The 24,003-nt window shown below is 50.1% G+C and carries 26 protein-coding genes; 15 read left to right on the forward strand and 11 right to left on the reverse strand.

The annotated features are described in order from the left end of the window. The first annotated feature begins 129 nt into the window (after positions 1-129). The 6 genes from ACFOE0_RS00620 (at position 130) to ACFOE0_RS00645 (ending at position 6,727) form a co-directional block, all read left to right on the forward strand. The gene (locus ACFOE0_RS00620; protein ID WP_248936491.1) at positions 130-618 is read left to right on the forward strand and encodes a nitrous oxide reductase accessory protein NosL; all 489 of its coding nucleotides are present in this window, start codon (positions 130-132) and stop codon (positions 616-618) included. A 341-nt stretch (positions 619-959) separates the two neighbouring features. Continuing rightward, on the forward strand, positions 960-2,354 hold the full coding sequence (gene nosD / locus ACFOE0_RS00625) for a nitrous oxide reductase family maturation protein NosD (protein WP_248936707.1): 1,395 nt from the start codon (positions 960-962) through the stop codon (positions 2,352-2,354). Between the two features lie 3 nt (positions 2,355-2,357). Continuing rightward, positions 2,358-3,293, forward strand: a complete 936-nt coding sequence (locus ACFOE0_RS00630) for an ABC transporter ATP-binding protein (protein ID WP_248936492.1) — start codon at positions 2,358-2,360, stop codon at positions 3,291-3,293. Beyond that, the gene (locus ACFOE0_RS00635) at positions 3,290-4,120 is read left to right on the forward strand and encodes an ABC transporter permease (RefSeq protein WP_248936493.1); all 831 of its coding nucleotides are present in this window, start codon (positions 3,290-3,292) and stop codon (positions 4,118-4,120) included. The genes ACFOE0_RS00630 and ACFOE0_RS00635 overlap by 4 nt, the downstream gene beginning before the upstream one ends. Positions 4,121-4,498: 378 nt before the next feature. Continuing rightward, positions 4,499-5,782 (forward strand): winged helix-turn-helix domain-containing protein, encoded by a 1,284-nt coding sequence (locus tag ACFOE0_RS00640; RefSeq protein WP_115137510.1) that lies wholly within the window; start codon positions 4,499-4,501, stop codon positions 5,780-5,782. 324 nt (positions 5,783-6,106) lie between these two features. Next, on the forward strand, positions 6,107-6,727 hold the full coding sequence (locus ACFOE0_RS00645) for an outer membrane beta-barrel protein (protein ID WP_248936494.1): 621 nt from the start codon (positions 6,107-6,109) through the stop codon (positions 6,725-6,727). 104 nt (positions 6,728-6,831) lie between these two features. Here ACFOE0_RS00645 and ACFOE0_RS00650 read toward each other — a convergent pair whose 3' ends face one another. Beyond that, positions 6,832-7,404, reverse strand: coding sequence for a nucleoside triphosphate pyrophosphohydrolase family protein (locus ACFOE0_RS00650; RefSeq protein WP_248936495.1), 573 nt, complete (start codon positions 7,402-7,404; stop codon positions 6,832-6,834). A 156-nt stretch (positions 7,405-7,560) separates the two neighbouring features. Between ACFOE0_RS00650 and ACFOE0_RS00655 the strand changes: the two genes are divergently transcribed. After that, complete coding sequence (locus tag ACFOE0_RS00655) at positions 7,561-8,016, forward strand: BLUF domain-containing protein (RefSeq protein ID WP_248936496.1); 456 nt, start codon at positions 7,561-7,563, stop codon at positions 8,014-8,016. Positions 8,017-8,076: 60 nt separating this feature from the next. Here the strand turns inward: ACFOE0_RS00655 and fre are convergent, their stop codons facing one another. Together fre and ubiD are read right to left on the reverse strand one after the other, a co-directional pair. After that, positions 8,077-8,775 (reverse strand): NAD(P)H-flavin reductase, encoded by a 699-nt coding sequence (fre, locus tag ACFOE0_RS00660; protein ID WP_248936497.1) that lies wholly within the window; start codon positions 8,773-8,775, stop codon positions 8,077-8,079. Between the two features lie 47 nt (positions 8,776-8,822). After that, positions 8,823-10,304, reverse strand: a complete 1,482-nt coding sequence (gene ubiD, locus ACFOE0_RS00665) for a 4-hydroxy-3-polyprenylbenzoate decarboxylase (protein WP_248936498.1) — start codon at positions 10,302-10,304, stop codon at positions 8,823-8,825. 456 nt (positions 10,305-10,760) lie between these two features. On the opposite strand from ubiD, the gene ACFOE0_RS00670 reads away from it, so the two are divergent. Next, a complete protein-coding gene (locus tag ACFOE0_RS00670; RefSeq protein ID WP_162807206.1) occupies positions 10,761-11,720 on the forward strand; it encodes a TerC family protein in 960 nt (319 codons plus the stop codon). Positions 11,721-11,790: 70 nt separating this feature from the next. Here the strand turns inward: ACFOE0_RS00670 and ACFOE0_RS00675 are convergent, their stop codons facing one another. Then, positions 11,791-12,138, reverse strand: coding sequence for a hypothetical protein (locus ACFOE0_RS00675; protein WP_248936499.1), 348 nt, complete (start codon positions 12,136-12,138; stop codon positions 11,791-11,793). Positions 12,139-12,157: 19 nt separating this feature from the next. Then, entirely contained in the window at positions 12,158-13,051 is an 894-nt protein-coding gene (gene ppk2, locus ACFOE0_RS00680) for a polyphosphate kinase 2 (RefSeq protein ID WP_248936500.1), read from the reverse strand. A 137-nt stretch (positions 13,052-13,188) separates the two neighbouring features. Here ppk2 and ACFOE0_RS00685 point away from each other — a divergent pair, with 137 nt between their 5' ends. Beyond that, a complete protein-coding gene (locus ACFOE0_RS00685) occupies positions 13,189-14,088 on the forward strand; it encodes a LysR family transcriptional regulator (protein ID WP_248936501.1) in 900 nt (299 codons plus the stop codon). Between the two features lie 88 nt (positions 14,089-14,176). Beyond that, on the forward strand, positions 14,177-14,638 hold the full coding sequence (locus ACFOE0_RS00690) for a prepilin-type N-terminal cleavage/methylation domain-containing protein (protein ID WP_283106474.1): 462 nt from the start codon (positions 14,177-14,179) through the stop codon (positions 14,636-14,638). A gap of 30 nt (positions 14,639-14,668) precedes the next feature. On the opposite strand, the gene ACFOE0_RS00695 is transcribed toward ACFOE0_RS00690, so the two are convergent. The 3 genes from ACFOE0_RS00695 to ACFOE0_RS00705 all read right to left on the reverse strand — a co-directional run bounded on the left by ACFOE0_RS00695 (position 14,669) and on the right by ACFOE0_RS00705 (position 17,696). Continuing rightward, positions 14,669-15,499 carry a penicillin-binding transpeptidase domain-containing protein gene (locus ACFOE0_RS00695; protein ID WP_248936502.1) on the reverse strand — a complete coding sequence of 277 codons (831 nt, stop codon included), beginning with the start codon at positions 15,497-15,499 and terminating at the stop codon, positions 14,669-14,671. 128 nt (positions 15,500-15,627) lie between these two features. Further along, positions 15,628-17,031, reverse strand: coding sequence for a multiheme c-type cytochrome (locus ACFOE0_RS00700; protein WP_248936503.1), 1,404 nt, complete (start codon positions 17,029-17,031; stop codon positions 15,628-15,630). A gap of 299 nt (positions 17,032-17,330) precedes the next feature. Beyond that, entirely contained in the window at positions 17,331-17,696 is a 366-nt protein-coding gene (locus ACFOE0_RS00705) for a response regulator (RefSeq protein ID WP_248936504.1), read from the reverse strand. A 165-nt stretch (positions 17,697-17,861) separates the two neighbouring features. Between ACFOE0_RS00705 and ACFOE0_RS00710 the strand changes: the two genes are divergently transcribed. Continuing rightward, positions 17,862-18,002 (forward strand): hypothetical protein, encoded by a 141-nt coding sequence (locus ACFOE0_RS00710; protein WP_248936505.1) that lies wholly within the window; start codon positions 17,862-17,864, stop codon positions 18,000-18,002. A gap of 58 nt (positions 18,003-18,060) precedes the next feature. Here ACFOE0_RS00710 and ACFOE0_RS00715 read toward each other — a convergent pair whose 3' ends face one another. Beyond that, the gene (locus ACFOE0_RS00715; protein WP_248936506.1) at positions 18,061-18,603 is read right to left on the reverse strand and encodes a GNAT family N-acetyltransferase; all 543 of its coding nucleotides are present in this window, start codon (positions 18,601-18,603) and stop codon (positions 18,061-18,063) included. Between the two features lie 203 nt (positions 18,604-18,806). Between ACFOE0_RS00715 and ACFOE0_RS00720 the strand changes: the two genes are divergently transcribed. After that, positions 18,807-19,379 (forward strand): lipid-binding SYLF domain-containing protein, encoded by a 573-nt coding sequence (locus ACFOE0_RS00720; RefSeq protein ID WP_248936507.1) that lies wholly within the window; start codon positions 18,807-18,809, stop codon positions 19,377-19,379. A gap of 29 nt (positions 19,380-19,408) precedes the next feature. Here the strand turns inward: ACFOE0_RS00720 and ACFOE0_RS00725 are convergent, their stop codons facing one another. Then, positions 19,409-20,101, reverse strand: coding sequence for a penicillin-insensitive murein endopeptidase (locus tag ACFOE0_RS00725; RefSeq protein ID WP_248936508.1), 693 nt, complete (start codon positions 20,099-20,101; stop codon positions 19,409-19,411). A 294-nt stretch (positions 20,102-20,395) separates the two neighbouring features. Here ACFOE0_RS00725 and ACFOE0_RS00730 point away from each other — a divergent pair, with 294 nt between their 5' ends. Then, positions 20,396-21,085, forward strand: a complete 690-nt coding sequence (locus tag ACFOE0_RS00730; RefSeq protein WP_248936509.1) for a hypothetical protein — start codon at positions 20,396-20,398, stop codon at positions 21,083-21,085. Between the two features lie 69 nt (positions 21,086-21,154). Here the strand turns inward: ACFOE0_RS00730 and ACFOE0_RS00735 are convergent, their stop codons facing one another. After that, positions 21,155-22,258 carry a phosphoribosylaminoimidazolesuccinocarboxamide synthase gene (locus ACFOE0_RS00735; RefSeq protein ID WP_248936510.1) on the reverse strand — a complete coding sequence of 368 codons (1,104 nt, stop codon included), beginning with the start codon at positions 22,256-22,258 and terminating at the stop codon, positions 21,155-21,157. Between the two features lie 274 nt (positions 22,259-22,532). Between ACFOE0_RS00735 and ACFOE0_RS00740 the strand changes: the two genes are divergently transcribed. Together ACFOE0_RS00740 and arsB are read left to right on the forward strand one after the other, a co-directional pair. Then, complete coding sequence (locus ACFOE0_RS00740; RefSeq protein ID WP_248936708.1) at positions 22,533-22,880, forward strand: metalloregulator ArsR/SmtB family transcription factor; 348 nt, start codon at positions 22,533-22,535, stop codon at positions 22,878-22,880. Positions 22,881-22,902: 22 nt separating this feature from the next. Then, on the forward strand, positions 22,903-23,991 hold the full coding sequence (gene arsB / locus ACFOE0_RS00745) for an ACR3 family arsenite efflux transporter (RefSeq protein ID WP_248936511.1): 1,089 nt from the start codon (positions 22,903-22,905) through the stop codon (positions 23,989-23,991). The last annotated feature ends 12 nt before the right edge of the window (positions 23,992-24,003 follow it).

Consider the following 24,003-nt stretch of genomic DNA (forward strand, 5'->3'; position numbering starts at 1 on the left):
TGCCAGGCCATTACCTGTCAGCCTTACTTTTGCTTGCCAGTCCGGTCTCCTCGGCGCCCTAATCGCCACAAAGACCGGACACCCAATTTCTCCCGATTTGTCGGCTCCCTGAGCCAAGTTGAGTCTGCCATGAAAAAGTTTTTAGCCCTTGCGTTGTTGCCCCTGATGTTTGCCTGTAGTGAAGGCACGGCTGAGGTAAAAAAAGTTGAGCCTGTTGCCATTGGTGATCATGACCGCTGCCATATCTGCGGCATGGTCATTACCAAGTATCCTGGCCCCAAGGGACAACTGACGCTGAAAGACTCAGATACCATCCCTAAATTCTGCTCCAGCCGGGATATGTTCAACTTTGCTTTGCAGACGGAAAATCAGCGTCAAATCGGCCACTTATTCGTACATGATGCGGCTAAAACAGATTGGCAAAACCCGAGCGACACCGCATTTATCGATGCTGAATCAGCGTATTATGTTTACGGAACCAGCAAGAAAGCTGTGATGGGACCCGCAGTGGCCCCCTTCAGCAGCCGGGAAGCCGCTGAGCAATTTGCCAGCGAATACGGTGGCCGGGTACTCAAGTTTGAAGAGATTACTCTGGAGTTGTTGGCCGGCGATAAATAGCCCTGACAAGCCACTGCTTCCCGAATTGAATTTTTCTATACCCAAATTTTCTGGAAAAACGTCAGTCAGTGAGAATTTAACGGATTTTAGGCAAGCCAGAGATTGTACGACATGGTGGTGTCATTTCTTGCAATCAATGGTGCCGCATAAAGTTCGTTAAAACTCATCGTAGAAGACTGCATGAAGACAACTGGGTGAGTTGTCCATCCGCGTTATGTCCAGTTCTCGCAATTCTGCAGTCTCTGGGTGCGAAATTTTCAGATGGTTTGGGTATGCCTATGCGCTGACTCTGACTGAGTGCCGCGCATTTTGTTTGCGCAGATAGGGAGTATGTGGTGGCAATGACAGGGTGTGGGTTGGCTCAATTCGACCTGTTTTATGGCGTAGTAAGACGTGAGATATCCAGGTTTAGGATTGGGTTAAAGGCGTTACTTCTTGCGTTGCTGCTATTGGTCTCTGTCGTATCTGTGCCTGTAATAGCCGCCCAGCTGACAGTGTCTCCTGATGACGATCTGCAGGCGGTGCTGGACAGTGCCAAAGCCGGTGATACTGTTACCCTGCAGCCCGGTCGTTATGCCGGTAACTATAAGGTCAATACCGCGATTCATCTGACGGGCGAGATTGACGCCGAAGGCAATCGCCCCCTGATTAACGCGGGTGGTAAGGGCTCGACGGTTACTGTAACAGTGCCCGGCGTCACCATCTCCAATCTCAAATTCTTCAACTATGGTGCCGACAGCTACTACCTGGACTCGGGTGTGTTGCTGATGGATGGTGCCCATGATGCCCATATTGATAACTGTGAGTTCCACGGCTCCGGCTTTGGCATTCGTGGCGACAACCTCAATAACCCCAGGGTTACCCGCAACCGCATCGCGGGCAATGACAAGATGCACAAGCTGGATCGTGGTGACGGCATCTACTTCAAGCGGGTGAATGACCCTTATATTGCCCACAACCATTTCAAGCAGGTACGGGATGGGGTGTACCTGGAGACGGTACACAGATCCATTGCCCACGATAACTTTTTCACCGACCAGCAGTATGGTCTGCACTATATGTACACCTGGGATGATGAGGCCTGGCATAACCATGCAGAACATCTCGATGGCGCCTGGGCACTGATGAGCTCGGAGCGCATCTATCTGCATCACAATACCAGTGAACACACCCTGGACTTTGGCATTCTGCTGAACCTGACCCATGACTCCCGCATTGAAGCCAATCAGGTGCGTCACGGTCGCAACCCCAATGGGGATATCGCCATTATGACCGAGGGTAAGGGCATCTTTATCTATGGTGCAGGCGGTAACCAAATCTACGGCAACCTGTTTGCCGATACCGATACCGGCATCAATCTGGCTATGGGCGGCGAAGGTAATCGGCTTTGGGACAATAGCCTGATGAACAACACCTCCCAGGTGAAGTATGTGGGCGACAAGCAGGTTGAGTGGAGTCATGAGGGAAGGGGTAACTTCTGGGACGATTATCAGGGCTGGGATTTCAACCGTGATGGCATAGGTGATATCGCCCACAGACCCAATGACAGTCTGGATAAGCTGTTCTGGATTTATCCTGAGGCCAAGCTCCTGATGGACAGCCCTGTGGTTGCTCTGCTGCGCTGGGTGGAGCGGCAATTCGCTCCTGCTAATACAAGTGGCGTCAGTGATTCCTTTCCTTTAATGGTACCGGCTGCCCAGTCTGTGGAGCCTGTACTTGCCACCAACCGGAGTTAAGTTGTGGATACGCCAGTGATCCGGGCCTCTGGCCTGGGAAAAACCTATAGTCACAGGGGCAGTGAAGCCCATACCGCCCTGATGGATGTGAGCTTTGAATTGGGCGCAGGGCGTTTGCTGGCGCTGCTGGGCCACAATGGTGCCGGTAAGTCGACCCTGATCAAGCTGGTATTGGGTTTGATAGAGCCAAGCCAGGGTGAGATCTCTGTGATGGGGCAAAATCCTGTGCACTCAAGAGGGAAGCGGGCACTGCCTATTGGTTATCTGCCGGAGAACGTTAGCTTCTACGACAATATGACCGGCTTTGAGTTGCTGAAATACTTTGCCGCCCTCAAAGGCATTGGTGCCCAGAGTGTAAAACAGTTGCTGGAAGAGTTCGGGCTGGATTACGCCATGGACAGAAAGGTCAGGACTTACTCCAAGGGCATGCGCCAGCGCCTCGGGCTTGCACAGGCCACCCTGGCCGAACCTAAGGTGCTGCTGCTGGATGAGCCAACTGTTGGTCTGGACCCTCTGGCATCAGCGTTCCTGTATCGCAAACTGAATGAGCTGAAGCAAGCCGGTTGTGCCGTTATCGTCTGTACCCACGAGCTGGGGCTGGTGGAGCAGGAGTTGGATAAGGCTTTGATTTTAGGCAAGGGCAGGGTGCTGGCCAAAGGCGATATGTCAGTGTTGCGCCAGGGCTGCGATCTGCAATTGAGGGTGGCCTTTGACGACCTGCCAAAGCGGGTGGCCGGTGATGCCTTCCTGAGTGAATTTGTACGTGAAGACGCTCTGGTGATGAATTTCTCCCGCCGCGAACAAGTGCTGGATTACCTGATCCGGGAAAAGCAGATCTGCGACTTGTCTGTTTCTCTGCCCTCTCTGAGCGATATTTTCCATCACCATGTGTCGCCACTGGTGCACTCGGCAACCTGCAGTGGAGGGATTGAGCTGTGAACCCAGTCCTAACTATTGCCGGTAAAGAGATCCGCGACAGTTTGCGCAATCGCTGGCTGCTGATGATCAGCCTAATTCTGCTGGTACTCTCCCTGTGTGTCAGTTTTGGCGGCAGTGCAATTTCAGGCTCGTTGGATATGCCTTCAGTGGGCAGTTTACTGTCTGGTCTGGTGACCCTGTCGGTATTTTTACTGCCGCTCGCGGCGATTTTGCTGAGTTATGATGCCTTTGTCGGGGAGGAGGAAGCCGGTACTCTGCTGCTGATGCTGACTTACCCTGTGACCAAGCTGGAGATGTTGCTGGGCAAGTTCCTGGGCCATATCAGCCTGCTGGCCATGGCCTGTTTGCTGGGATTTGGCCCCACCATTGCCCTGTTGCTGGTGGCGACCAAGCTGCCAGCCTCTGAGGTGCTGCAGGCTTTCGGTCACTTTATTGCCAGCGGCCTGCTGCTGGCAATGGTGTTTATTCTGCTGGGCTATTTAATCAGTTTGAGTGTGCGTGAAAAAGCCAGAGCCTTGGGCGCCTTGCTGTTTATCTGGTTTTTGGTGGTGCTTATCTATGATTTGGCGCTGTTGGCGACTGTGGTGGCGCTGGCGGATGTGCTCAGTCGCCAGACGCTGAATTTGATGATACTGGCCAATCCTGCAGATATCTTCCGCGCGCTCAATTTGCTGACGGTGGACCTGGGGCCTCAGGCCGGGCAGAGTGCGCTGGCGGCATTGAGTCAAACCGGGCTGGGACTGGGCAGCCTGTATGCCCTGATGCTGTGCTGGGTATTGGCGTTGCTGGCTATTTGCCAGCTGAGGTTTGTGCGCAAGACACTTTAGCTTTAACTTTCGTGAACAGCGGGGCAGTGTCTGTCCCGCTTCTGCTCGCGCCACTTCTCTGATAAATTTTCAGTACTCAGTTCCAGACTTTGAGCTGTATCAGCCTGTGGCGACTGAAGCGCAAAAAGTTCCCCTGAATGTCCCGGCTTTTTATCAGAATTGAGATCTGTATTGATAGGGTATTTTTTTTACTCTTAACTTATCTTCATGTTTAGCAACCAGTTTTTTGGGATTTTCAGATCTTTTTATACCTCTTTAGAGGGTGGTTGATTTGCGGAAGCAGTCACAGACTGACTTTTTAAAACCAGTAATATTTCAATTAGTTATCCCCACTGGATGTGGAAGATACCCTATAGGACAAGTTGCAGGCAGCGAAAAGTGTTGAAAGTTACTCCGTATCTCGAATTGGACGAACAGGCAAAGCATCTGGTTGACCACCTTCACGGCACCAAGATCGCACTGACCTTTTCTGAAGCCGCGGTATTGGCAGCTTTGCTGCAGCACCCGGATGTGGTGTTGACCAAAGAAGAGCTGTTGGAAATTGGCTGGCCGGAACGTGTGGTGGCGCCGACCTCTTTGACTCAGTGCGTCAGTACCCTGCGTAAGAAGCTTGAACCCTACAGCGAAGTTCAGCTAAAAACCCTGGCTCGTCGCGGCTATCAGCTGCATATTTCTGAACAATCCAATGTCAAAATGCTGGCCATCAAGGATGCCGAGTCGATCCGTGAACTTTTGGTCAGTGTTTCTTTACGCACCAAAGCCGGGGGTATTTTTGCCATCCTGCTGCTGATTGCAGCTGGTTGGTATATGAGTGATTACCACGGGGTGATTAAAGCCAGCGCCAACTGGAAAGCGGGCAAAGAGATCCCGTTGAATATCGGTGGTGTGGAAGAGCAGGCTCACCTTATTCACCGTGTGGGCAAGGAGCAGCTGCATCCTTCCTGGTGGCAGAAGCATATCGCCCCGGAAGGTAATCATGTGGTGGGCATGAAGGACTTCAGTGCTTTCGCCATGGCGGATATCAATAACTACTCCATGTCCCTGTGTCCCGGTAAAGATCCTAAGTCTTGTAACGGTGACGGCATTATCAATATTGCCCTTATCGATGATCAGCCTGCAGGCCTGAACATGTCGGAGTTTGTGCCACTCAGCAAAGAGATGGAAAACCGCATTCGCTACAACCGCATTCAGTTGCCTCAGGGGATTGGTGCAAGTGGCGAAATGACAGAGCACAATTATCACGCCGATGTGTATTTCCCGGTGGCAGGTGAACTGCTGATCCGTAATGACATCACCATGTCGCTGATCTACGACGAAGAGGACTCTGGCACCTTTTACTTCTCCTCGTGCGTGACCGATGAAGATTGCCTGACCACGCCGATTAAATACCGTCTGCGGGGTGAGTTTGATCAGTATGCGGGGCGTATCGGCAAGATGGATGTGGATGTGTTCCATGTGAAGGTGGCCCAGAAGACTCTGACCAAACCTGAGGAGATTAGCTCTTCAGCGGTGCACTTCTTCCGCGAAAGCCGCAAACATGAAGTGCTGGACGACGAGCTTTACTTCTACCGGATATTCCAGAATGACAAGACTGCCGTCTGGATTGTGCCTCGTTTGGGTAACTTTATTGCCTGGACCAAGTACCAGAAGCTGGATCTCTGATCTGAGTGATTAGTCGCCAAGGCGTACAGAAATGTACGCCTTTTTTGTATTTGCCAAAGTTAATTACAACATTCTTATTGGGTTTGAGTTTGATCACATATTTATTGGCTATGTTGATAATGGTCATTCAAGTATTTTGTAATTGTCTGAGTTATATTTGATAGCATTATTTTTAGTTCGAAACTTTAATTAATATCGACACAATATATTTAAAGTTGCCTTAAGCTTGAATTAATGTTTTTGTTTAGGTTTGGCTATTCAGTATTCATTCAGTAATTAAGCGTTAATTTCTAACTCAACGAAACTGAGTTAGAGGACAAAACTATGAAACTGAGAAATATTGCTTTGCTTTCCTGTGTTGCTACTGCATTTGCTTTCCCCACTATGGCCGATGATTGGTTCCTTGGGGGCAGCATAGGTGCGCAGAAGAATCGCTTTAACGAAAACCTCTCAAGCCCGCAGCCAACCCCTATGGCAACTGAAGACTTCGACTTCAGGACCAGCGAGACTGACGTATTTTATGATGTGAAGTTCGGTCGATTCTTTGGTGATACTGACCAGCATAGAGTGTACACCACATACAGCTATAACGATGGTCGTGTCGGAGATTTGGGTGATGCCAGATTTAATCAACAGAATATATTGCTTTCTTATGATTATTTGGTGCCCCTGGGACAGACAAACATCAGTTGGTTTATTGGTGCCAGTGCCGGTTACTCCTATTCAAAAGTAAATGCGTCACACCTGGGTTCACAGCATAATTTTGTTTACGGCGGACAGACAGGTTTCGAATATAAACTGAATAATGCTGCCAGTGTTGAGCTTGGTTATAAATATCTGAAGCAGGATTACGAAAAGTCTACTGTTGATGATATGCAGATGAATTTAACGACTGAGTTGAATAAGTCTGAGCAGTTTTATCTCGGATTGAATTACCGCTTCTGATGTAAGTCAGAAATCGCTCCCCAACCTTCCACTCTCCTCGCTTGCCTGTTGCAGCACCCCGGGGTACCCGTCCCCGGGGCTTTTTTGTTAATTTATCCCTGTAGCTACACCAATGGCTTCAGGTCAGCCGGGCGGTAGTTCACATTCTTGAGTACCTTACCGGCGCGAATGGTTTTGCCATCCAATTCCACATCATTAGCGCTTTTGGCAATAATAAAGCCACCTTTATGACTGGCAGTCAGGGCGATGCCTTTTTCCGCATAGAAAGCCTCTGTGGCGGCGTACTCCTGCTCATCTTTGCACACCTTACTCATATTGCTTGAGTGCACCTCGTCCCAGCAGGGAATAAAGTCGATAGCCAGGTTACGTGCGACATTCAGGAACAGGTCTACCAGATAACTGATTGCCAGATTGTCTTCCATGGTTTTAGCGCCCAGATGTACCTGACGTCCCATTAGTACATAAACAGAATCGACAATGGCATCGGCCTGCTCAACCTTATCCGGTGCTTCTGCCAACTCCGTCAGCTCTTCAATAATCAATGAGGTGTGCAGGGTATCCGCCTTGCTGTCGAGGGAAGCAGGATCTTCAACCGGTAGGTCGAAGGTGGCGCGAAACTCATAGATATCCCGATAGATATGTTGATAAATCGCCGGGGTCAGGGCAGTCAGTTGCATAGCAGGCTCCAGAAAAAATTGAGTCTCGAATACTAAGCAATGTCAGCCAAGGTTTCAAAAGGTCATTCTCTTGGTTGAAATTTGCTGAAATCGCCTTGTCAGGCTATTCCTTAATGGGTAGTGTGATTTCATCGTCAGATCCAGGGAGGGAGTACGGTGTTAAAGGATGATGCACTGGCGTTTTTAATCTATATCAGTCGGGAAGCTGAGGGGATGAACTCGGATACCCTGACTCAACTCTTGAGTAAGACCAGGGTCTCCAATAAAGCCAATGAGATTACCGGCATGCTGCTTTACCAGGATGGTTGCTTTATGCAGGTGCTGGAAGGTGCCAAGGCCGCCATTTGTGAGCTGTTTGAGAAGATTGCCAAAGACAGCCGCCATGAAAAGGTCGATCTGCTGATTCTTGAGGCTGCAGAGCGGCGTTATTTTGAAGAGTGGAGCATGGGGTTTTGTAATATGGCCCGTCCCGGTGACAAGGAGCTGGCAAGTTACTCCGCTTTTCTGCGGCAAGGGCTAAGAGCTGCCAATGCTCCCCTGGCTCCCTGTATTCCTGCAGCCTTTCTCAGAGTCTTTACCGATGACGCCAAGTACCGGGAAAGCCTGGCTTAGCCGAGAATAAAAAAGGAAGCCATTGGCTTCCTTTTCTGTATTCGGATATTGGGTATGGCCCTATTTAATAAAGGCGAAAGCATCACCGTACAGGTGCTCTTCTTCGACACCCATTTCACGGAATACTTCCCGCGCGGCGCCAACCATGTCGAAACGACCTGCGATATAGATGTCGTAGCCATTCAGGCTGACAAAATCCTTCTTGATCTGCTCCAGCAGATTACCCTCTTTGCCATCCCAGGCTTCATCAGCCTTTTCAACCACAGGCACAAAGTGCAACCAGGGGTGTGCATCATGCCACTGGCGGGCGATCTGCTCATAGTACATGGAGTCTTTGGTGCGGCAGCCCCAGTACAGCGTCGTTTCAACGGTTTGACCCAGTTGGATCTGCTCTTCAATCAGGCTCTTGATATAGGAGAACCCGGTACCACCTGCGATCATCAGGCGTGGACGTTTGGCATCATGACGTAACCAGGCTTCGCCACCCGGTGCCAGGATTTCAATATGGGATTCATTACGCAGGCGTTCAACCACCTGCATAGGGTAGGACTCGGTGACCGCCGCGCCAATGTGCAGCTCAATGGTATCGCCACCCTGAGGTGATGCGATGGAAAACGCCCGTTTGTCATTTTCGCCCATCACGACCAGCAAATACTGACCGGCTTTGTGCTCTACCGGCTGTTCTGGCTTAAGCACCACCTGATACACCGCATCATTGAATGGGGTGATTTTTTCTATCTGACAACGAATGTTCTTCATCTCGATTCCTTGTTACCTCTTCTCCGAAGGTTTATGCCTGAACCCTTTTACAGGGTCGGCGCTTCATCAATACCCAACTCATCCCAGATTGCATCGACTTTCTGTTTGACGGCTTCATCCATCACAATCGGGGTGCCCCATTCACGGTCGGTTTCGCCTTCCCATTTGTTGGTGGCATCCAGACCCATTTTGGACCCTAAACCCGCGACCGGAGACGCGAAGTCCAGATAGTCGATGGGGGTATTGTCAATCATCACAGTATCCCGTTTGGGATCCATGCGAGTGGTAATGGCCCAGATAACATCCTGCCAGTCACGACAGTTTACATCTTCATCCACCACCACAATAAACTTGGTGTACATAAACTGGCGCAGGAAAGACCAAGCGCCCATCATGACCCGTTTGGCGTGTCCCGGGTACTGTTTACGGATGGAGATCACCGCCATCCGGTAACTGCAGCCTTCGGGCGGCAGATAGAAGTCCACAATCTCCGGATACTGCTTACGCAGGATCGGCACAAACACCTCGTTCAGTGCTACACCCAGCATGGCTGGCTCATCCGGTGGACGACCGGTATAGGTGCTGTGGTAAATAGCATCTTTACGGTGAGTAATATGGGTCACGGTAAACACCGGGAACATATCAGTTTCATTATAGTAGCCGGTGTGGTCGCCGTATGGGCCTTCCTCTGCCAGCTCATCAGGATCGATATAGCCTTCGAGAATGATCTCACTGGTGGCCGGTACTTCCAGATCGCAGCTGAGAGCTTTTACCACTTCAGTGCGTTCGCCACGCAGCAGGCCAGCAAAGGCGTATTCACTCATGGAGTCAGGTACAGGGGTTACCGCTCCCAGAATGGTGACAGGGTCGCTGCCCAGCGCCACCACCACAGGGTATTTCTCACCCGGGTGTTTCTGTTTGAAATCAGCAAAGTCCAGTGCGCCACCACGATGAGATAACCAACGCATAATCAGCTTGTTGGGGCCCAGCAGTTGCTGACGGTAGATACCCAGGTTCTGGCGTTTCTGGCGTGGACCTTTGGTAATAGTCAGGCCCCAGGTCACCAGTGGCGCAACATCGCCCGGCCAGCAATGCTGGATAGGCAGCTTGGTCAAATCGACCTCTTCACCGGTTTTCACCACTTCCTGGCAGGGGGCGTTGCGAACAGTTTTGGGAGGCATGTTCAGGGCTTGCTTGAACATGGGGATCTTGGCGATCACATCCTTGAAGCCTCTTGGGGGCTCAGGTTCTTTCAGGAATGCCAGCAGCTCACCCACGTCGCGCAGGGCGATAGGGTCTTCCTTGCCCAGTGCCATGGCAACACGCTTTGGGGTGCCAAACAGGTTTGCCAGCACGGGCATATCGTGGCCCTTGGGGTGTTCAAACAAGAGTGCCGGTCCACCGGCGCGTAGTACGCGATCGGCGATCTCCGTCATTTCCAGATGCGGGTCAACGGGATAAGTTACCCGCTTGAGTTCACCGCTGGCCTCAAGGTGACTGATAAAACTACGTAAATCCTTAAAACTCATGTGGAAAAAGACCTGTAATCTCCATATGCGGCGCACTATAGCATTAAACCGGGTCTGGGTCACAGAAGGTAAAATCGATTATTCGATCTGAAAATCCGTGCAAAAGGTTTGCCGGGTGAAACGAAATTAATATCCCGGGAGTGGTGGCGGAGTTATAATCCCGGTCACAAGGGGAGTAACTATTGCTGTGGACTTTTTGGCCGGGCAACCTGTCGTCGTCAATCTCGGTACAAGTCTATGATTTTGTACCCGGTGGCAGGGCAACGCACCAGGCGTTGTCAGTGAGACCTTGCCGAAAGGCGAGGCGTCCCATATCCAGAATTTGTGGCCCGTTGCCTTTTGGCAGCGGGCTTTTTTGTATGCCGACATTCGTCCCGTCGGGCGCTGACAGCATGTTGAAAAGCCACACGTCACAATAATTGGGCGGTTATTCAAGGCCGCATACTGGAGATTAAGATGATTGAGCAATGGTGGTTATGGGTAGCCTTCTTTGCCCTGGTGTTGGGGATACTCTGGATTGATATTCGCTTTGTTGGCGGAGGTCACAGTCATAAGGTATCGGTAAAAGAGGCGGGTATCTGGACTCTGGTGTGGGTGGCGGTTGCCATGGCCTTTAATGCCGGTTTGTGGTTCTACTTCAACCATATTGGTGGCGCTGAACTGGCGCACCAGAAAACGGTAGAGTTCTTTACTGGCTACCTGCTGGAGAAAGCGCTGGCGGTGGATAACGTATTTGTGTGGCTGATGATCTTCAGCTTCTTTGCGATTCCGGCGGAGCTGCAGCGCAGGGTGCTGTTGTACGGTGTACTGGGTGCCATTATTTTGCGTTCCATTATGGTATTCGGTGGTGCGTACCTGATTAACCAGTTCCACTGGATCCTCTATGTGTTCGGTGCTTTCCTGGTGTTTACTGGTGTGAAGATGCTGCTGGTGAAAGAGTCTGAGGGTGACCTGAGTACCAACCCGGTATTGGCCTTTATGCGTCGTCGCATGAAGTTGACCGATGAGCTGCACGGCGAGCGTTTCTTTGTGATGAAACAGGGTGTGCGTTTTGCGACGCCACTGTTTTTGGTGCTGGTACTGGTGGAGATCAGTGATGTGATCTTTGCTGTGGACAGTATCCCGGCGATTTTTGCGGTGACCACAGATCCCTTTATCGTGCTGACCTCCAACATCTTCGCGATTATGGGTCTGCGTGCCATGTACTTCCTGCTGGCAGGGGTAGCGGAACGTTTTGCCCTGTTGAAGTATGGTCTGGCGGCAATTCTGGTGTTTATCGGTACCAAAATGCTGATTATGGAGTGGTATAAGATCCCAACCCTGATCGCTCTGGGTGTGGTAGCAAGTATTTTGGTGATCTCCATGGTCGCCAGTTGGATGCTGAGCAAGCCTGAAGAGAAACAAAACCAGGCTTAAGCTTTACCAAATGAAAAAAGGCCAATAGCGCAGGGAAGTTGCCATTGGCCTTTTTGATTAAATCTCTTCTTTATGCTGCACTTGGACTGGCGGCGCCATTAAGCTTTGCACTGGCGACCAGAGCTTTAGGGGCACCGGATTTTTTAGCCTGCTTGCTCTGTTTTTTAGCCCTTTTCACAGCAAACTTTTTTGCCGCATTTTTATGGGCAACCTGCAGCGCCCTGGCCTGTTTCAACTCTTTTTTGGCCTTCTTCATTTTCTTTTTGGCCTGCTCGGCAATCAGCTCAGCTTTGTCTGCTTTATCAATGGCCTTGTTGGCAATGTCTGTGGCTTCTTTGGCTGCCTGCGCAGTTTTCTCAGCATCCAATTGATACTGGGCGAAGCGTTTCTCAAGTACTGCGATATCTTTAACCGACATGTGTAGCTCCTAATTCTTATCAACGTTCGCGTTTGAAGTCTTTGGCTGGGCCGGCGATCAGAGGATCGACACAGTCGACGACATCATGGTCTTTGCCCGGGTAATCCAGTTGACTGAGGAAGTGGCGCATACAGTTGATGCGGCCACGCTTCTTGTCATCTGAGCGGATCACTGTCCAGGGGGCATCTTTGGTATCTGTATGGAACATCATGGCGTCTTTGGCAGCACTATAGTCGTCCCATTTGGCCAGCGAGGCCATATCCACAGGGCTGAGTTTCCACTGTTTCAGCGGGTCATTTTGCCTGGACTTAAAGCGGCGGAACTGCTCGGTACGACTGACCGAGAACCAGTACTTAAACAGCTTGATGCCTGAGTTGGTCAGCATACGTTCGAGATCCGGTGCCTGACGCAGAAACTCCAGATACTCTTCGTCGTTACAGAAGCCCATCACCTTTTCGACACCGGCACGGTTATACCAGGAGCGGTCAAACAGGATGATTTCGCCTTTGCTGGGCAGATGCTCGATATAACGTTGGAAATACCACTGATTACGCTCTCTGGCATTGGGCTTTTCCAGTGCAATCACGTGGGCACCCCTGGGATTGAGGTGCTCCATAAAGCGCTTGATGGTGCCCCCTTTACCGGCGGCATCCCGGCCTTCAAACAGGATAACGATGCGCTGATTGGTTTCCTTTACCCAGCCCTGCATTTTCAGCAGTTCAATCTGCAGTTCATGCTTGTGACGCTCATACTCCAGCACCTGCATTTTCTTGCTGTATGGATAGGTGCCATCAGCATTCCAGGGAATGCTGGGGTTCTTGGCGTTCAGGTCATACAGCACAGTGGACTGTTTGGATGTTTTCTTCTTAGGCATGGCAGTTTTTATGTCTATGGCTTTTGCTTGCTCGGTCATCCCGGTTCCTTCTCATCCTCAGTGTGGTGTCGGCCTATCAAAGAATGCAAATTCTGCCAACACATTTATTATGCAGGGTGCATGTCTGTAACTGAAATGTTATAAATGTATAGCTTCAATAATTTGAGATTATTGCTATGAACCTGACGCAGTTAAAGCTATTCAGTGAGCTGGCCCGGGAGTTGAGTTTTGTGAAGGTGGCCAAGCTTAATCACATCAGCCAGCCTGCTGTGAGTGTGCATATCAAGAAGCTGGAGCACGCATTGGGGCAGCAACTGTTGTCCCGCACTTCCCAGACAACACAGTTGACCCCGGAGGGGTTGCTTATCCTGGAAGATGTGCGGGAGATCCTCAGGTTGTGTGAGCAGATCAAAAGTAAGTCCAACTATCGTCAGGGAATACTTGAGGGGCACATTCGTGTTGCTGCGATTCACAGTGTGGGCATGTATGAGCTGGGGGATTTTCTGGCGGGCTTTATGAAGGCGTTTCCCAAGGTGTGTGTTCACCTTGAGTATCGTCACAGCGAAGAGATCTATGAAGCGATCACCAAAGAGCAGATAGATCTCGGGGTAGTGGCTTACCCCCAGAATCGGCCGCAAATTCAGTCTATCCCTTTTTCTGAAGATGAACTGGTGCTGGTGGTAGGTAACAAGCACAGGCTCAGCCGTAAGAAGTCAGTTTCAATCAAACAACTGCATCAGGAGCACTTTATCGCCTTCGGTGAGGGCATCCCCACCCGGGTGGAGATAGACAGATTGCTGCGCAGCCAGAGTGTCGATGTGGATATCCGCATGACCCACAATAATGTCTTTACCCTGAAAAAAGCGGTGGAGGCGGAAGTGGGGGTATCCATATTGCCGGCGGAAACCATCAAGGAAGAGGTGGCCAAGGGCAGCTTGAATCGCATTCGCCTCAGCGACATAGATTCAAAGCGGCCGCTGGCAATTATTCACCATGGTTCGCGGGCACTGAGTACACCGGCTCAGGTGTTTGTTGAGCGACTGCTGGATGACAGCCGCAAGCGCCAGCAGGGCTAGCTCAGGAATTTACTCTGCGAGGCTTGGTCATGTTACTTGAGTTGGTTATATTGTCACCAATTAGACAATAAGAAACTAATATAGCTAAATGAGACGTTTGAACGGTTTTTCATTGATCGAGCTGGTCGTTGTTATCCTGATACTGGGTATTTTGGCGGTAGTCGCGTTGCCAAGATTCGTTAATCTCTCTACTGAGTCCAGAATTGCGGCATTGGAAGGTTTGCGCGCTGCGGTTACATCAACATCTGAGCATGTTTCCATAGCTTGTAAGCTCACCGCGAGTTGCAACAATACTCTGCGTGGAGATTCCATTTTTCTTCCGGCATATAATCAAAACGTTCGAATAGTTTGGGGCTATGCAGATGCAGGACTGTTATCCCGGGATGATGAAATTGATGATCTCGTGGAAAGCGACGGCTTTGATATTACAGCTCCCAATGGTGCCACTGTTCGCTGGTCTTTTCCTGACACTACCAACTGCTATGTTCAATACGCTCAACCCCCCAGCAACGGTACTCCGACTGTGTCTATGGTTACCAGTGGTTGCTAGATAGCGCCAGCAGGGTTAAGCGCTTCTGTGTCAGATAATACCGGCTTGTTGCAATGCTCTGCGCATAATGGGCAGGCGTTTTTTCATGGTAGGCCAGAACTTATCCCCTTCCAGATTCATGGCGAAGTAAAACACGCCATCACTGTTTTCGACATAACCCACATACCAGCCCAGTGATTTACCTGAATCCAGTTTGCCGCCACCGGTTTTGGCGTAGAGGCGATAGTCGGGTGTTTGCTCTACCAGCATCACCTGCTTGAGTTTAGCCAGGGAGTCTGGGCTAACAGCCAGCTCACCATGGTACAGAGACTTAAGAAACACTATCTGCTCGTCAGCCGAGATCTTCAGGCTGCCATTCAACCAAAAGCTGTCCAGCCCTGAGCTGATATCTTTATTGCCGTAATTAAATTTATCCAGATAGGCCTGCATCTTAGTTGCACCTATATCAGTTGCCAGTTGGCGGTACACGGGCACGGCAGAGTTTTGAAAGGCGGTGCGTAGATCGACAGGCTTTTCGTACCAGATTTTGGGCCAGCCAGGCTGTACCGGGTAATCCGATTTATCAAAGCTCAATGGCTGCTGCAGATTTTTGATAACACCCAGATCCAGCGCGATCAGCGAGTTGGGAATTTTGAAGGTGGAAAAGGGGGACAGAGCGGTGGCCGAACGCTTCGGATTTATCAGGGTTAACACCTGAGTATCGGATGCGATCACCAGGGTGCAGTTGTTGCGACATTCCGGTGCTGTCTCCTGATTATCAGGCTCAGTCGCCGCGGCTGAAAGTGAAAACAGGCTAAGGACAATCGAAAGCAGCGTAAGTCCTGGCAGATACTTATACATAGGAGCGGAGAAACAAGCCATAGGGGATCGCAGTTGAATAAGTTGTGACTGAATTATCCAACTTAATATCAGTGAAATACAACGGCCTTGTTAGAGAGGAAAAAACCGGAGCATGGCTCCGGTTTTTTAGGCTACATAACTGCTGTCGCTTACTTCAGAGATGTGCCCTGATAGCTTTGTTGCAGCTGAGTCATTTCGATGGAAGGAACAGTTACCTTATCTTCCAGCAACAGATCGGCCACGCTCTGGTCAAATGAACGGTAGTGCAGCTTCACATCAACCCTATAGTCAGTCACGCCAGCTGGCAGTTCAAATGGGTAAGACACTGTCTTGCTGCCTTTCGCCGGGATGGTGTTCTGTACGCTGAACTTAGCCACTTTCCATGGCTTGTGCTCCAGCTTGCCGTGGATATCTACAGCAGTGTCCTGGAATACTACCGTGCCGTCCGGCAGGCTGTTGTCTGCAGTCAGTGTACCTGAACGCAGGATCTCTTTACCCTGATTGTCGGTGATTACGACTTCCAGCCATACCTGACGGATAAAGGTCAGACTGGTTGGCAGGTCGTGACCGGCGCGGCGGTTGTGAACTGTCACTTCCAGTACTGGTGCCCTGGCAGAGCCGGAAACTTTGGCATTCAGCTCAGCCACTGTCTGCAGACGTTTTTTGGCTTCGGCAGCGTGCGCTTCACCACCAGGAACACCCAGTAGTGGTGCAACCACAGCGTTACCACCGACGAATGTATGATCGTGGATCAGATCGCGGTGACCGCCACCCATGCCGGCTTTGCCGCCGAGACCATGATCTTTCAGCTGCTTGGCGGGCTTCATCTCATCGGCAACACGGACCGCAGTTTCCACCGGTACCATGTGGCAGTCCTGACACTGGATTTCAGCCTTGGCGTAAGGTGAATCCTTCCACTCCTGGTAAGTGTGCTCCAGTGGGAAGTCATCGTGTACCGGGTTAAATACGTTATGACAGTTGGCGCAGAACTCGGACTTGGTGTGCAGTTCTGAGTAAACCACTTTGTGGCCACGAGCCTTGGCATCAGACAAAGGGCCGCGCTTGGCACCGTCGGTTGCCAGCTCAAGCGAAGCATTACCATGCTCGCCATTGGCTGTCTTATCGATATTGGTGTCCACTACGCTGTGGCAAACCTCGCAGCTGACGCCCTGGGTGGCAGCTGCCTGAGTGGTGAAGCCACCATACTTGCCGGATTCAGATTTGAACTCCACCGTTTGAGTTACAGTACCAATAGCGGTATGACAGCCACCGCACAGGTTACGGGTAGCGCCATCGGTTTCTGTTTCGCCCATGGCCCATTCAGCCTGGAATACAGGATCGATAAAGGCGATAGAGTGCATGGAGCCCTGCCAGCCTTTGAATTGACGAGGGTGACATCCTTTACAGCTCTTGGCATCTTTAAACTGGCTGACTTCTGGCATAACGCCATCTTTAACAGTCAGATTGGACAGAGGGTAAGGCATAGGTTCGGCGGCAAGGGCTGCAAATGGCAGGCCGGCGCTCAGCAATAAAGCGAGTGTGGTCTTTTTCATTGTTAAGGTTTTTATCGAATTCTGTAGTGTATAAACAGCTGCTAAAGCAAGCGTCGTTTTTGTGACTGCAAGCCATTGTTAAATTACATTAAGTTCGATAGGGAAAGTGCTGTTTGCTTCGCATAACGCACAAGGCAAGGTATTTAATTTACTTCTGTGACTAACACTCTGAAATAATACGTTTTGATGCAGTTATTTGGCTTGTTTTAAGCTGGTTTTTTTATTTGAGTATATAAGTAAATCCTTCTCTGACAGGTGTTGGGGTAGGTTTGTTTTTTCTTTACGATGCCAGCTCAGGTTTATGCTTTTAATACCTTTTTTAATTGTTTTTCCAATGTGCCCAGGTTGAAGGGTTTGATAATGAATCCTGCGACTTTGGCGGCCATAGCCAACTGGATATTGTCTTTGTCGGCATCGCAGGTGACCATCATGACAGGAATGTGAGCCAGCTGAGGATCGGCCTTGATCGTCTGCAGTAACTTGAAACCGTCCATTTTCGGCATATTCATGTCAGTGATGACCAAGTCTATTTTTTGCTTGCTAATCAGCTCAAGTGCATGGCAACCATCCACAGCCTCTTCTACATCCTCATATCCCAGTGTACGAAGCATGTGCAGCATAATATGGCGCATTGTTATGGTGTCTTCGACGACAAGAATCTTCATGTTTCCCTTCCCGATCTTTGTTCCGCTATCCCTGCCGGGCAAACCAGCCTTTATTAGTTCTAGTACAGGCTCGGGGAAAATGAGAAAGGAAGTTGATAAGAAACTACTGAAATTAATTAAGATTAAATCTCTGTTTGACCCGTCTAAAGGTACAGGGTTGGAACTATGCAAGCAGCCGGTTTCAGCGAAAATGACATGGTGAAGTGGCATCGTAAGTTTGAAGAGATGGAACCGCAGGAGCATCAGAAGTTCCTGGAGTCTCTGGGGATCGCCGCTGATGAGATCGCACGGATCAGGAAGCTGTAAATCAGCAATGCAAATGCCCGCTTTAATGCGGGCATTTCGCTATGGCAGGCGGTAGCTGCTAATCATCTGTGGCTCGAATCAGTTCGCAGTAGCTATCCAGCCCCTGTTCGAAGTCTCGCACATAGAGAAAACCAGCTTTGTGTATATGAGCTGCCAGTGATCGCTCATTATTAATATGTACATAGGAGTAAACATATTGATAGCGACTGGCCTGAGCATGACGACTGGTAAAGAAGAGTTCTTCAAACAGCCCCTGTCCTCTGTGCATGGGGTCAATACATACAGGCCCCCAGAAATAGCTGTTACTGCGGTTGATGCCCTGATGCAACTGCTCCAGCGCATCCGCTCTGGCGCTGACGCTGGCTGAGCCTGACCAAAACTCCCAGCTGGCGCAGACCGCCATAGCTATAGGTTTACCCAGAGACTCTACAAGGTATATGGCCTGCTCATCTTCAATGGCACGTTGCAGAGCCTGCGCGTCGAGAATCGTATTCAGAAACCCCTGAGGCATCAGCTCTCGCGCCACCTCACTGATGTGGCAACTTTGCTGCAATGACAGTAAAGCTGGAATGTCGTTAAGCCTGGCATGTCTGAGTGTCATATGGGCCTCCCTGGTTCCTGAGTCAGATGACAGCTTACTATGGCTCAGTTGAACATTAGCTGAATCATAGAGATAGATATCTATGTCCAGGAAGTGCAGTTACGAACTTTGCCAACTGCTTCAAATTGCCATGTACGCAAAATAGACAAGTTTGGTTCCACGTTTTAGAGTCAGTTATTCCTCTTGGTTAAGTGGAGCATTTGATGAAACCTCTTCCTGTTATGCTGGTGGCAGCTTTGGCATTAACGGCCTGTGCTACCGGTTCCACCCCGCAAGCGAAAAAAGCCAATGCCCGTAAAGACACGGCTGAAGCCCTGGCTGAGATATACAGTGATCATGCAAGCGCCAGATCTGCTGTTGCAAAAAGTAAGGGGTATCTGGTGTGTACCGGTAACGACAGTTATCTGTTTGCTGCTTCTACCGGCGGCGGTATCTGTACTTTCCACACAGGTGGCAAAGTGGACTACTATCGTTTTGCCTCATTGGGGGCCGGTGTCGGTATTGGTTTTAAGAAAGTCGCCTTTCTCTGCATTTTCCAAACCAATGCGGCGATGAAGCGGTTTGTGGAAGAGGGCTGGGATGCCGGAGCCCGGGCTGAAGCCAGTGGCAAGTATGAAGATGAAGGTGGTCAGGCTGCGGCCAACACCTCCTACGATGTGGATGGCGTGCGTATCTATCAGTCAGCGATTTGGGGCGCAGCCGCTCAGGCGACAGTTCAGGGGTATAAATTCTGGCGCACCGACTTTACTGACGATGTGATACAAAACCCGGAATAGTTAGCGCGAGTAGGGTTTAGCAATCGCGACTAGTGTTTAGCTACCGCGACCGGTTTGCAGGGAATATCAAAATCTACATGGTAGTGCTCATCATGCCTGACCCAGGAAGGTTTGGTGGAGAATTGAATGTGGGCTTTCAGGTAATCTCCATCGCTTGTGTTGAAAAGACCCGGCTGTAATTTGGGGTCGAAGATGACCCGCCAGATCTTCACCCCCTGAGCCCTGGCTTGTTTGTGCAATGCCACGATATGGGCGGCCATAGCGTCATAATCTATGTGTTGGTCGTCATACCTGCCTTTGGCGTCAAACTCAATGTCGTAACCAAAGCGGTTGAAGACATGGGTGAAGAGTAATTCCGACTCTCCTTCATCGTTGACCACGGGGGTCATAAAATCCACAGACAGCCCATTTTGATGGGTTTTATGAGGGCTGAAGCGCCCGCCTCTGGCGTAGCCTGTTTCACCATACATGTAGACCTTGCCCGGTTGGGTGGTTTCCAGCTCTTTGTAGGATGCCACCAAAATATCCCTGACCTTGGCATGCACGTAGGTGCGACCTGCCGCCACAGCAACCAGGCTGTAGTTGTCGAAGTTATCGCCGGACATTGGCAGCATGACGCCACCCTCCAAACTGCCTTTGGCGGTAGTACCAAAGCACTGACTGGTGTCGGCGCAGACGTTTGCTGTAAGCAGCAATAGCGTAAGAGAGATTAATGTCTTCATCCCTCCTACTTTAGCGGAACCTTATGAAAAGAAAATCCCCACCAAAGTGGGGGTTTTTTGTTTGTCACCCTGTTCGACCTGCTTTAGGCGGCTTAGTCGATTAGCTGATAGTGCTGCTTCAGTACATTTATCACCTTAAAGTTAACTTTTTGTGTGGCTATTATTGAGGAGCGGAGGCTAATTGGAGGGCTAAAGCAAATTACTCAGTTTTCATTGGAATATTAAAGCAACTATTGTTGAATATTTTACTATCAGTACACTGTTTAATTGAGTCAGTGTTTTAGGAAGCAAAGTATGTTGACCGAGTTAAAAGTGGAGTTGACTAAATTTGATTGGTCAGGAGTATCTGGAGTCTCAGATGTATTTATGGTCTTTTTGAGCCTGTTACTATTGAGGGGATTGCGGCACGGGGCAAAAAGTCTTAAGGAGTCTTCTCTTTCTCGAGATGCCGACATATTACGTTGGGCAATGGCAGAGATGGATGACCTTAAACCTAAGATCAGAGTTTTGACCGACGCTCACAAAAGGCATAGATATTGTGATTGCTCGGGTAATCATGTTGAGCTATATGTCTGTAATTGGGATGAAAATGAGTTGAGGGCGGCCCAGGATGTTAGTGTCAAGCTACAACGAATTGGGTACATGGCATTACACAATTTGATATCCAGAAATCACTTCATGAATATCTGGGGACCGATGTTCTTATCAACTTGGTATGCATTAGAACCTTGGGTCAAACATAAAAGAATTGAGCTTGAAGAGCCTCAACTTATTTCGCAAGGTGCATACTCAAGGATGTATTTAGAGCAATATGCTAAATATTGCGAGGTTCACCTTCCATTGCAGTTGGTTAATAATGAAAGGAAGCGTTTTGGACTTTTGTTACTGACAGAGAAAGACAGAAGTAAATTTGATGGGATAAAGTTAAAGATAGGACGTATCGAAAGATTGAATATAGGCCGCCAGTTTTTATCTGAGCGATAATATAAAAAGAAAATCCCCACCAAAGTGGGGATTTTTGTTGGTCACACAGTCCGAGCTGCTTGAGGCGATTCAGTCGATTAGCTGATACTGCTGCTTCAGTACCGCGATAATCTCAGCTTTGGGATTGTCGCTCAGGGGCAGGGCTGTGCCGGTTATCTTCTCGGCTATGCCTGTGTAGGTGCGTGACGTTGCCATCATGGCGTCCAGTGGCAGTGCGTTGTCGCTAGCCAGGGCTTCACGCTCAGGCATTCTGTCTTTGTTCAGCAGAATATCCGGATCCGGGAAGTGATTAAGCAAGAACTGGCGGAAGCCCTCCTTGGAGTTTTCCAGAATCTTGCCGTCGCGATAGGCGGCTCCATCCCAAATGCGGGAAGAGTCAGGAGTACCCACTTCATCCATATAGATCAGCTTGGAGTTGCCGCTGCGGTCTGTGACATAGCCAAATTCAAACTTGGTATCCACAAACAGCTGGTCCAGCTTGGCCAGCGCTTCGGAAATCACGCCAAAACCCTCTTTTAAGAGTTTTTCATACAGGTCGATATCTTCAGGCTTCTCAAAACCAAAGGCCTGGTAGTTGGCTTCGATATCACCGCGGCGAATATTGACATCATCCTGCTCTGGGACGCCGGGAATGCCGGTCAGAATACCTTTGGTAGATGGGGTGATCAGCAGCTCAGGCAGCTTTTGATCTTTTTGCAGACCTTCCGGCAGGGTAATACCACAAAACTCTCGCTCTCCCTTCTCATAGGCCCGCCACATTGAACCGGTAATGTACTGGCGAATAATAGCTTCCACCTTTACTGGCCGGGCCTTCTGCACAATCCACACAAATGGGTGGGGGATATCCAGAATATGGCTGTCTGCCAGGCCGTTCTCTTTGAATAACTGGAACCAATGATTGGAGATAGCATTGAGGGCGGCACCTTTGCCTGGGATACCTTGCAGTCCACCTTCACCGTGGAAGATGCAGTCGAATGCTGAGATCCGATCTGAGATCACCATGATCGCCAGTGGCGTATCCAGGGGAACGTCATATCCCTTTTCTTCAATCAGGCGGCGGCTGTCGGCTTGGGTCAGCCAGTAGACGCTGCGAACTTTGCCGCTGTGCACAGGTTTATCAGTACGAATGGGAAGGTCGTTGTTCACGGCAAGAACGGAATCGGCAAGATTCATCTCTCTGTCCTCAGGGCTGCAGGGTACGGATTTTATTGATTTTGAGGCCGCATATTTTACAACCATTTGCCCGGGCTTTGGCGTTCGCGATTGAGGATACACAGTTCTTTTACTATCAACCCAAACAGGAGTGGGCTTGGTGTTGAGGATAAAAATGTTTGAGGAATGGATTGTGTATGTGGAAAAACGTATATATCATTTTTCATATATCTGATTTTTCGTATGTCTCTCGGTTACCACCTTGTGGTTGGTAACCATCATGAAGGTACAAATGATGGAACCTCTGAATTTCTTTAAAGCTCTGGCCGACGATACCCGTTTGAAGTCGCTGCTGCTGATCCAGCATGAAGGCGAGCTTTGTGTGTGTGAGTTGATGGCGGCACTGGATGAAAGCCAGCCCAAAATCTCCCGGCACCTGGCGCTGCTGCGCAAAGAGGGGTTGTTGGAAGATACGCGTCAGGGCCAGTGGGTGTTTTATCGTCTTAACCCTGAGTTACCACAATGGAGCAAGGGCGTGCTGGTTTCCACCCTGGCAGATAACCCAAAGCTGCTGACTCAGCCGCTGGCTTTGCTCGATGCCATGGGTAACCGCCCAGAGCGCCAACAAACCTGTTGCGGTTAAGCACTCTATTGGGGAATGAGTCATGGGACTGTTTGAACGTTATCTCTCTGTCTGGGTGGGTCTGGCTATTGTGCTGGGTGTGGCTCTGGGACAGTTTTTTCCGGCGTTGTTTGAAGCCGTTGCCTCATTGGAGTATGCCAGCGTAAACCTGGCCATTGCGGTACTTATCTGGGTAATGATTTACCCCATGATGGTGCAGATTGACTTCACCGCGGTAAAGAATGTCGGTAAGAAACCCAAGGGGCTGCTGCTCACTCTGGTGGTGAACTGGTTGATTAAACCCTTCACCATGGCGCTGCTGGGTTGGTTGTTTTTCCGGGTGTTGTTTGCCGATTGGGTGGATCCACAAACCGCGACTGAATATATCGCCGGTATGATTCTGCTGGGGGTGGCGCCCTGTACTGCCATGGTGTTTGTCTGGAGTCAGCTGACCCGTGGCGACGCCAATTACACCCTGGTGCAGGTGTCGGTTAACGACCTGATTATGGTATTTGCCTTTGCGCCAATCTGCGCTTTGTTGCTGGGGGTCAGTGATATTCAGGTCCCCTGGAATACCTTGCTGCTCTCTGTCGGTTTATATGTGGTTTTGCCGCTGATTGCCGGGGTGTTAACCCGCCGCGCCTTTAACCAATCTGCTGCCGGAAAGCAAAACCAGGAGCAGGCATTGGCTGCCTTTGTGGGCAAGCTTAAGCCCTGGTCGATTGTGGGGTTGCTGGCTACCGTGGTGCTGCTGTTTGGTCTGCAGGCCAATACTATTGTCAGTCAGCCCGGGGATATTGTGCTGATTGCCATCCCGCTGCTTTTGCAAACTTACGGCATCTTCTTTATCGCTTACTACGCGGCCCGCAAGATGAAGTTAACCCATGGTGTGGCTGCCCCGGCCTGCATGATCGCCACATCCAACTTCTTTGAACTGGCTGTGGCAGTGGCTATTTCCCTGTTCGGTTTGCACTCAGGCGCTGCGCTCGCGACTGTCGTTGGCGTGCTGGTTGAGGTGCCTGTGATGCTGTCGCTGGTGGCCTTTGTTAACCGCCGTCGCCATCAATTTATGAAAGATACTGGAGAGTCTGACTCGCTGCAGACTCCCTCCTCTGAATACTCTACCCGCTAAGGAAGCTGCTTT

This window comes from Shewanella submarina, assembly GCF_042646185.1.
Lineage (GTDB): Bacteria > Pseudomonadota > Gammaproteobacteria > Enterobacterales > Shewanellaceae > Shewanella > Shewanella corallii.

Excerpts from the sequence above, each read along its gene's own strand:
- ACFOE0_RS00620 (WP_248936491.1), top strand. The coding sequence starts at position 130 with ATGAAAAAGTTTTTAGCCCTTGCGTTGTTGCCCCTGATGTTTGCCTGT.
- nosD (WP_248936707.1), top strand. The coding sequence starts at position 960 with ATGACAGGGTGTGGGTTGGCTCAATTCGACCTGTTTTATGGCGTAGTA.
- ACFOE0_RS00645 (WP_248936494.1), top strand. The coding sequence starts at position 6,107 with ATGAAACTGAGAAATATTGCTTTGCTTTCCTGTGTTGCTACTGCATTT.
- ACFOE0_RS00650 (WP_248936495.1), bottom strand. The coding sequence starts at position 7,404 with ATGCAACTGACTGCCCTGACCCCGGCGATTTATCAACATATCTATCGG.
- fre (WP_248936497.1), bottom strand. The coding sequence starts at position 8,775 with ATGAAGAACATTCGTTGTCAGATAGAAAAAATCACCCCATTCAATGAT.
- ubiD (WP_248936498.1), bottom strand. The coding sequence starts at position 10,304 with ATGAGTTTTAAGGATTTACGTAGTTTTATCAGTCACCTTGAGGCCAGC.
- ACFOE0_RS00670 (WP_162807206.1), top strand. The coding sequence starts at position 10,761 with ATGATTGAGCAATGGTGGTTATGGGTAGCCTTCTTTGCCCTGGTGTTG.
- ACFOE0_RS00675 (WP_248936499.1), bottom strand. The coding sequence starts at position 12,138 with ATGTCGGTTAAAGATATCGCAGTACTTGAGAAACGCTTCGCCCAGTAT.
- ppk2 (WP_248936500.1), bottom strand. The coding sequence starts at position 13,051 with ATGACCGAGCAAGCAAAAGCCATAGACATAAAAACTGCCATGCCTAAG.
- ACFOE0_RS00685 (WP_248936501.1), top strand. The coding sequence starts at position 13,189 with ATGAACCTGACGCAGTTAAAGCTATTCAGTGAGCTGGCCCGGGAGTTG.
- ACFOE0_RS00690 (WP_283106474.1), top strand. The coding sequence starts at position 14,177 with ATGAGACGTTTGAACGGTTTTTCATTGATCGAGCTGGTCGTTGTTATC.
- ACFOE0_RS00695 (WP_248936502.1), bottom strand. The coding sequence starts at position 15,499 with ATGGCTTGTTTCTCCGCTCCTATGTATAAGTATCTGCCAGGACTTACG.
- ACFOE0_RS00700 (WP_248936503.1), bottom strand. The coding sequence starts at position 17,031 with ATGAAAAAGACCACACTCGCTTTATTGCTGAGCGCCGGCCTGCCATTT.
- ACFOE0_RS00705 (WP_248936504.1), bottom strand. The coding sequence starts at position 17,696 with ATGAAGATTCTTGTCGTCGAAGACACCATAACAATGCGCCATATTATG.
- ACFOE0_RS00710 (WP_248936505.1), top strand. The coding sequence starts at position 17,862 with ATGCAAGCAGCCGGTTTCAGCGAAAATGACATGGTGAAGTGGCATCGT.
- ACFOE0_RS00715 (WP_248936506.1), bottom strand. The coding sequence starts at position 18,603 with ATGACACTCAGACATGCCAGGCTTAACGACATTCCAGCTTTACTGTCA.
- ACFOE0_RS00720 (WP_248936507.1), top strand. The coding sequence starts at position 18,807 with ATGAAACCTCTTCCTGTTATGCTGGTGGCAGCTTTGGCATTAACGGCC.
- ACFOE0_RS00725 (WP_248936508.1), bottom strand. The coding sequence starts at position 20,101 with ATGAAGACATTAATCTCTCTTACGCTATTGCTGCTTACAGCAAACGTC.
- ACFOE0_RS00730 (WP_248936509.1), top strand. The coding sequence starts at position 20,396 with ATGTTGACCGAGTTAAAAGTGGAGTTGACTAAATTTGATTGGTCAGGA.
- ACFOE0_RS00735 (WP_248936510.1), bottom strand. The coding sequence starts at position 22,258 with ATGAATCTTGCCGATTCCGTTCTTGCCGTGAACAACGACCTTCCCATT.
- ACFOE0_RS00740 (WP_248936708.1), top strand. The coding sequence starts at position 22,533 with ATGGAACCTCTGAATTTCTTTAAAGCTCTGGCCGACGATACCCGTTTG.
- arsB (WP_248936511.1), top strand. The coding sequence starts at position 22,903 with ATGGGACTGTTTGAACGTTATCTCTCTGTCTGGGTGGGTCTGGCTATT.